This is a genomic window from Chamaesiphon sp. OTE_75_metabat_556 (genome assembly GCF_031378165.1).
GTDB lineage: Bacteria > Cyanobacteriota > Cyanobacteriia > Cyanobacteriales > Chamaesiphonaceae > Chamaesiphon.
This window is the reverse complement of sequence record NZ_JANNDR010000030.1, coordinates 1-5,604: the sequence shown is the minus strand read 5'-3', so window position 1 is coordinate 5,604 and position 5,604 is coordinate 1. Positions and strand designations below refer to the sequence as shown.

5 protein-coding genes and 1 pseudogene are annotated in these 5,604 nt (G+C 45.8%); 3 read left to right on the top strand and 3 right to left on the bottom strand.

From position 1 onward, the window contains the following. The 3 genes and pseudogenes from RMO27_RS01505 to RMO27_RS01495 form a co-directional block, all read right to left on the bottom strand. Positions 1 to 695 (bottom strand): annotated as a pseudogene (locus tag RMO27_RS01505) (ATP-binding protein); the annotation flags it as partial. A gap of 339 nt (positions 696 to 1,034) precedes the next feature. Next, positions 1,035 to 1,646 carry an ATP-dependent Clp endopeptidase proteolytic subunit ClpP gene (gene clpP, locus RMO27_RS01500; protein WP_309728428.1) on the bottom strand — a complete coding sequence of 204 codons (612 nt, stop codon included), beginning with the start codon at positions 1,644 to 1,646 and terminating at the stop codon, positions 1,035 to 1,037. 130 nt (positions 1,647 to 1,776) lie between these two features. Beyond that, positions 1,777 to 2,289: an adenine phosphoribosyltransferase gene (locus tag RMO27_RS01495; RefSeq protein ID WP_309728425.1), complete on the bottom strand. Its 513-nt coding sequence runs from the start codon at positions 2,287 to 2,289 to the stop codon at positions 1,777 to 1,779. A gap of 220 nt (positions 2,290 to 2,509) precedes the next feature. On the opposite strand from RMO27_RS01495, the gene RMO27_RS01490 reads away from it, so the two are divergent. The 3 genes from RMO27_RS01490 to RMO27_RS01480 all read left to right on the top strand — a co-directional run bounded on the left by RMO27_RS01490 (position 2,510) and on the right by RMO27_RS01480 (position 5,504). After that, positions 2,510 to 3,124: a DUF3038 domain-containing protein gene (locus RMO27_RS01490; RefSeq protein ID WP_309728423.1), complete on the top strand. Its 615-nt coding sequence runs from the start codon at positions 2,510 to 2,512 to the stop codon at positions 3,122 to 3,124. Positions 3,125 to 3,233: 109 nt separating this feature from the next. Further along, a complete protein-coding gene (locus RMO27_RS01485; protein WP_309728421.1) occupies positions 3,234 to 4,526 on the top strand; it encodes a tetratricopeptide repeat protein in 1,293 nt (430 codons plus the stop codon). 300 nt (positions 4,527 to 4,826) lie between these two features. After that, a complete protein-coding gene (locus RMO27_RS01480; RefSeq protein WP_309728418.1) occupies positions 4,827 to 5,504 on the top strand; it encodes a hypothetical protein in 678 nt (225 codons plus the stop codon). The last annotated feature ends 100 nt before the right edge of the window (positions 5,505 to 5,604 follow it).

The window sequence follows — 5,604 nt, the reverse complement described above, 5'->3', positions numbered from 1 at the left end:
AAAAAACCACTCAGTATATTTTTTGCAGCAGTAACTTGAGAATAGTATTTGTGAGATTCATTTCCTCCTTTGAACAATAAGACTCGATCTGTAGATTTTAGAAATCGAAACACTTGTGTCATTGGAGCTGCCAAACATATTCGATTACGAATATTGCTAAGAAATGAGACTATCACACCTGATTCAAGATCGCTGAAATGGCACAGCAAGAATATTCGTTTGCCTGTTTTTTTAGATTCAAGATCGCAAATATAACAGAGATTATCTTTGAGCCAACTCGATTGAATTTGGCTGGGAAGACATTTTCTACTTTTGTCAGTTAAAGCCGAAAATTTCAAATTAGCAACTACTTCTGGATATTCTGATTCTATTTTATTAGATATATAATCTAGCGTGTAACAGACAAAATGCAATTCTATATTTTTAGCATCTACATAAAGATCGATTGTTGCTAAATCTTTCTTGCCAAGCTCATCATCTACGTCAAAACCATCGAGCATATTTTGCAAGTATGGAATTCGATCGTTATCACCACTGCAATGAAGCAATGTAAAAATCAGTTGCAGCAAAGTACTTTTTCCGCCGCCATTGAGACTACCGAGCGGAAAAATTCTCGGAACTAAATCCGGCTCGAACGTGATATCGATATCTTTTAAAACTCGAAAATCTGGAACTATAACTCGTTTGAGATGCATCCTGAAAATACTCTCCGCGCTCTTCACACGCCTCTGCGGTTAAAAAAATAGTTGGGTTTCTACCCAACTTAATCGGCTGTTTGAAAAGTCAGTTTTGTTACTACAACCTCTGGAAGATCCCCTTTAGTCGCCCTTAGAAAAGGCTACCCCTGTGTACACAAGTCGGCTGGACTTCGTTTTTAGATCTGAATCCCCCAAACCCCCTTAAGAAGGGGGCTAAGATCCGGAATTCCCCCTTAAGAAGGGGGATTTAGGGGGATTTAACCACTAGAAACGTAGCAATTAACTTTTTAGGTATCTTCTAAGACAAAAGGGCACCAATTGGCACCCCTTATTTAATTACTGAACTAAAGCCAGTGGTGGATTAGCAGCACTGACACGTCGATCGATCACTGTATCGATTAAGCCATATTCTTTAGCTTCAACCGCCGACATGTAGAAATCGCGATCGGTATCTTCTTGGATTTTCGATAACGGTTGTCCGGTATGATCGGCCAAGAGATCGTTTAATTTGCCCTTGATGTAGAGGATTTCCTTTGCTTGGATGGCGATATCTGTCGCTTGTCCCTGAGCACCACCTAACGGCTGGTGAATCATGATCCGCGAACTGGGTAGACTCATCCGTTTGCCTTTGGCTCCCGCACTCAACAGGAACGCACCCATGCTGGCAGCAAAGCCCATACAGACGGTACAGACATCGGGGCGGATTTGGTTCATCGTATCGAAGATGCCCATCCCTGCCGACACTGAACCACCAGGAGAATTGATATATACATAAATATCTTTCTCTGGATCTTCGGCTTCCAAAAATAGCAGTTGGGCGACGATCAGATTGGCTAAATCGGAAGTAACTTGATCGCCCAAGAAAATAATCCGATCGCGCAATAGCCGCGAATAAATATCAAAGGCGCGTTCGCCTCTACCAGATTGTTCGATTACGGTAGGTATCATAGCTATGCCAATATATATCGATTCTTTTTATTATCACCCAATCTTGGGGTTTACGGTCTAGGGGTTTCCGTACAGGGGTGAGAGTGGATAGTGGATAGTGAATAGTGAATAGGGGATGATGGGTGGGAGTTTAGTAGTGGACTAGGGAGATGATGGGGATTTCGGGTAAATGCGATCGACCGTTGAGGGCGTCTAGTTCGATGACGAAGGCGCAGCCGACTAGGTTGCAGCCGATGCCTTGCAAGAGTTTGGCTGTCGCTGCGGCAGTGCCGCCAGTGGCAATTAAATCATCCACGATCGCAATCCTACTACCAGGGATAAAAGCGTCTTGGTGGATTTCCAGTGTGTCTGTGCCATATTCGAGGGCATATTCGATCTGGTGGATTGCGGCTGGCAGCTTCCCTGGTTTCCGCACGGGAATGAACCCAATCCCCAGTTCGTAAGCTAACGCCGCACCAAAAATAAAGCCTCGTGACTCCATGCCGACAATATACTCTGGTTGCCAATCGCGGACTTTAGTTGCTAAGGTATCGATCGAGTATTTTAACCCCGCTGGATCGCGCAGAAGGGTAGTGATATCGCGAAAGAGGATACCAGGTTTGGGGAAGTCAGGAATATCCCGAATCAGAGCTTTGAGATCCATGATGTGTCGTAATGGGTTGGCGATTTAGGATCGATCGTCTCTGGTTAGGGGTTAATTGTCAATGTAGTAGCTAATGTCAAAAATTCAGGTATGCTGATGTGGACGATCGAACCCAAAGTTTTCACGTCAATTGCCACAATTTTGCCCCGGAATTGGGTCTAGATCTCTAGCAGATTTAGGCCGCATCTATTAAACTAGTCGATCGATTGTCTAACTATCTATGATTGCATCACCGATCAATGGCCCCATGTCCGAATCGCTGCTGGGGATCGTCGAAAGCCTTCCCAATCCAGGCATCGAGGGCGATGCTTGTCCGCGCCGTACCAAAGTCGAACTCGATTTGATCTTACTGGCGATCGAAGCGATCGAGTCGAGCAGTTCCGAGCAAATTCTGGAACTTGCTAAAGAATTAAACCTCCAAGAGATTATCAAAAATCGGATCGTGCTGTGGCGGATGCGTTCCACCAATCCGATGCGGCGCGCGCACACGCGGCGGATTTTAACCCTCAAAGAAGCTAAGGCTCTCAGTGCGATCGGTTGTAGATTAGCCAGTCGGCTCGCAGTCCCGATTCGGCAACTGATGCAAGCCCAGCAGCAGCTCAGTGAGAAGCAAATCCCACCTGAGTACAATTTTCGGATGTCGGAGTATTTAGATCGTTTCCGCGCCCATTTTCGCAGTCGGATGAATCCTCGTCGTGCCAAGGTGAGTATCTATCAAGATGATGATAAGTTAAATGAGTTGGCTGTTTCGCTGTTGAGCAAGTTGCTGTTTTGTACGGGGACTTTGGGCACACAACGGTTATGGATGAGCTTATTTGATGGAGAAGTGAAGTAGTTTTTGAGATCGTCTAGATAATTGAGGTAGGGGTAATTCATGAATTACCCCTACCTCAATTACTAGCCGATCGATTCTATAGTAAAAATCCGAGCAAGAGAGAGGATTTATGGCGCAAGAATATTATCAGCAGGGATTGGCAAAGGCGAAGGCGGGAGACTACCAAGGCGCGATCGCGGATTTCGATCTGGCACTAATTTCCACGCCAGAATGGGCGGAAGTCTACTATCGGCGCGGCTTGGCATATTTCGATCTGGGCGATACGCTGACGGCAGTGTCTGACTATACTCAGGCATTGGCGATCGATTCTCAGCACCGCGATTGTAGCTATGCCCGCGCGTTAGCCCGATTGACGCTCAAAAATTTCCCTGGTGCGCTGGTGGATATCGAGCGAGCGATCTTATTCGGACGTGATTATGCTCCTGCCTATCAACTCAAAGGACTAGTCTGCAAAAAACTTACCAAATATCCCGATGCGATCGCCGCTTATAAAGTCGCTGCTAATTTATACTTAGCCCAAAAAGATGTCGAAAATAGTCAGCGGTGTCTCGATCTGGCGCGGACATTGGAACCCAAGCCGATCGATGCTCCGATCGCCCCCAAACTGACCCCCAGACACCCGTTAACTAGTCCCGAACAGTTTTACGCCCAATTGCTGGAACAGGGCGAACGTGGCGATTTACCAGGGGCACTAGATCATGCAAACTGGGCGATCCAAAGTAGTCCGAATGAGGCTTGGGTTTATGCCTGTCGCGGTGCATTATATTCCAAACAGGACAATCGCACGGCGGCGTTGACTGATTTCAATCGCGCGATCCAACTCGATCCCAATGCCTATGTCGCTTATCGCGGACGGGGGAAATTACGCGATCGAATGGGGGATTATCGGGGCGCATTAATGGATTTCGATCGAGCTGTAGCGATTAATGCTCAGGATTTATTTATTTATCTGGCGCGGGGGAATGTGCGGGTTAATTTACACGATTATCCTGGGGCAATCGCGGATTTTGATCGGGCAATTTCGATCGATCCAGTGGAACCTTTGGCTTATCTCAAGCGAGCACAAATTTATATCAAACTTGAAGAGTTAAATCACGCGATCGAGGATTATCAAACGGCGGCAAATATTTATTTAGAACGTCAGGATCTGGCTAAATATCAGGATACGCTGGCGAGTTTACAAAAGCTTCAACGTTCGGCACCTCAGTCTGCGCCGCCACCGAATCAGGAGCGATCGCAACCACCCCAAAATGCAGCTTTGCGGCAGCGTTTATATGTGTTAGTTAGTGGGCAATGGGCGATCGCGCAACGGTTGATCGATCGACTCAAGGAAGAGTATCCAGGTTATGACGAAGATTGGTATTTGGAACGTGTAATTGACAACCTCGAAGCGGGTTTGTAGATAATATAGCAACCGCCAAGGTTGTTAGAACACAGCGATTGAAATCGCCGCTCTGCGTTGGCGATCGCCTGCCATAGGCACAGGCAGACGCTCTTCCTTCAAATTACTAATTCTTTCAACTCTCAAGCGAAAGGTAGTGAATTCCTCTACCAAAGATTTAACCCCCACATCATTAGCCCAGGTTCTGGATCTGGGCTGGGACTAATCGGTGCCAATGTCGATCGACATCAAATTCAAATACCAAGCACTTGCAGGCTAAAATAAAGATCAGCTAGTCCCTTCAGCAAGATCGGCACCCTGATGAAAATTCTGCACGGTACATGGATTCCCAGCTCAGGTGATGAATTTATCCAAGCCGGAAACTTTTATCTGTGGGTAGAAACCGATGTGCCGCCCAAACAGCAGCAAGATCGAGCAGCAAATAGACACCCGCAGCAATTAAGCAAAGACGATCTATCAACATTTTTAAGCGACGAATTAGGTATTGCTCCCAAAAATGGCTCGATTAGTCGAGATATTATTACCAAGTATTTTATCCTGCCCAGCACCGACGATCGACCCTTACCCTCCGTCGAACTCACCCGCTATCTAGAGACAGAAGCTCCCACACCAACAACCTGGCAGATTTGGGCGATCGATTGTTATCAAGTCAACCCAATTGTTAAACTGCTTAACGACATCCATTTTCTGTGTCTTTACAGCAGCTCAGAAATTCAAATGGGTGCAGATTTACTCTGCTGGTACCATTACAGTCAATCTATTCAAGAACTTTTACACAAAGATCGCTACATTCCCGCCTTAAAATATCGAGAGCAATCCCCGCCTAAAGGTAAAAGTAAAAAGACAGCTCCAGGCTACCAAATATATCCTGGGTGGGAGATTATCTCTCAAGCTTATGAAACTAACATCCAAAAATATCTCAATTATCTACCACTAGTTTGGCTAAAAGTGCCCAACGCGCCAAATTTGTACATTTAGCCAATAAACCATTAAATTACTCTGTAATATAAAGCTGGGTGATCTCCTCGATGAAGTTTGGTTTCTCTAGATTTTCTGGGAGTGCAGAAAGTATACTTTC

Excerpts from the sequence above, each read along its gene's own strand:
- clpP (WP_309728428.1), bottom strand. The coding sequence starts at position 1,646 with ATGATACCTACCGTAATCGAACAATCTGGTAGAGGCGAACGCGCCTTT.
- RMO27_RS01495 (WP_309728425.1), bottom strand. The coding sequence starts at position 2,289 with ATGGATCTCAAAGCTCTGATTCGGGATATTCCTGACTTCCCCAAACCT.
- RMO27_RS01490 (WP_309728423.1), top strand. The coding sequence starts at position 2,510 with ATGATTGCATCACCGATCAATGGCCCCATGTCCGAATCGCTGCTGGGG.
- RMO27_RS01485 (WP_309728421.1), top strand. The coding sequence starts at position 3,234 with ATGGCGCAAGAATATTATCAGCAGGGATTGGCAAAGGCGAAGGCGGGA.
- RMO27_RS01480 (WP_309728418.1), top strand. The coding sequence starts at position 4,827 with ATGAAAATTCTGCACGGTACATGGATTCCCAGCTCAGGTGATGAATTT.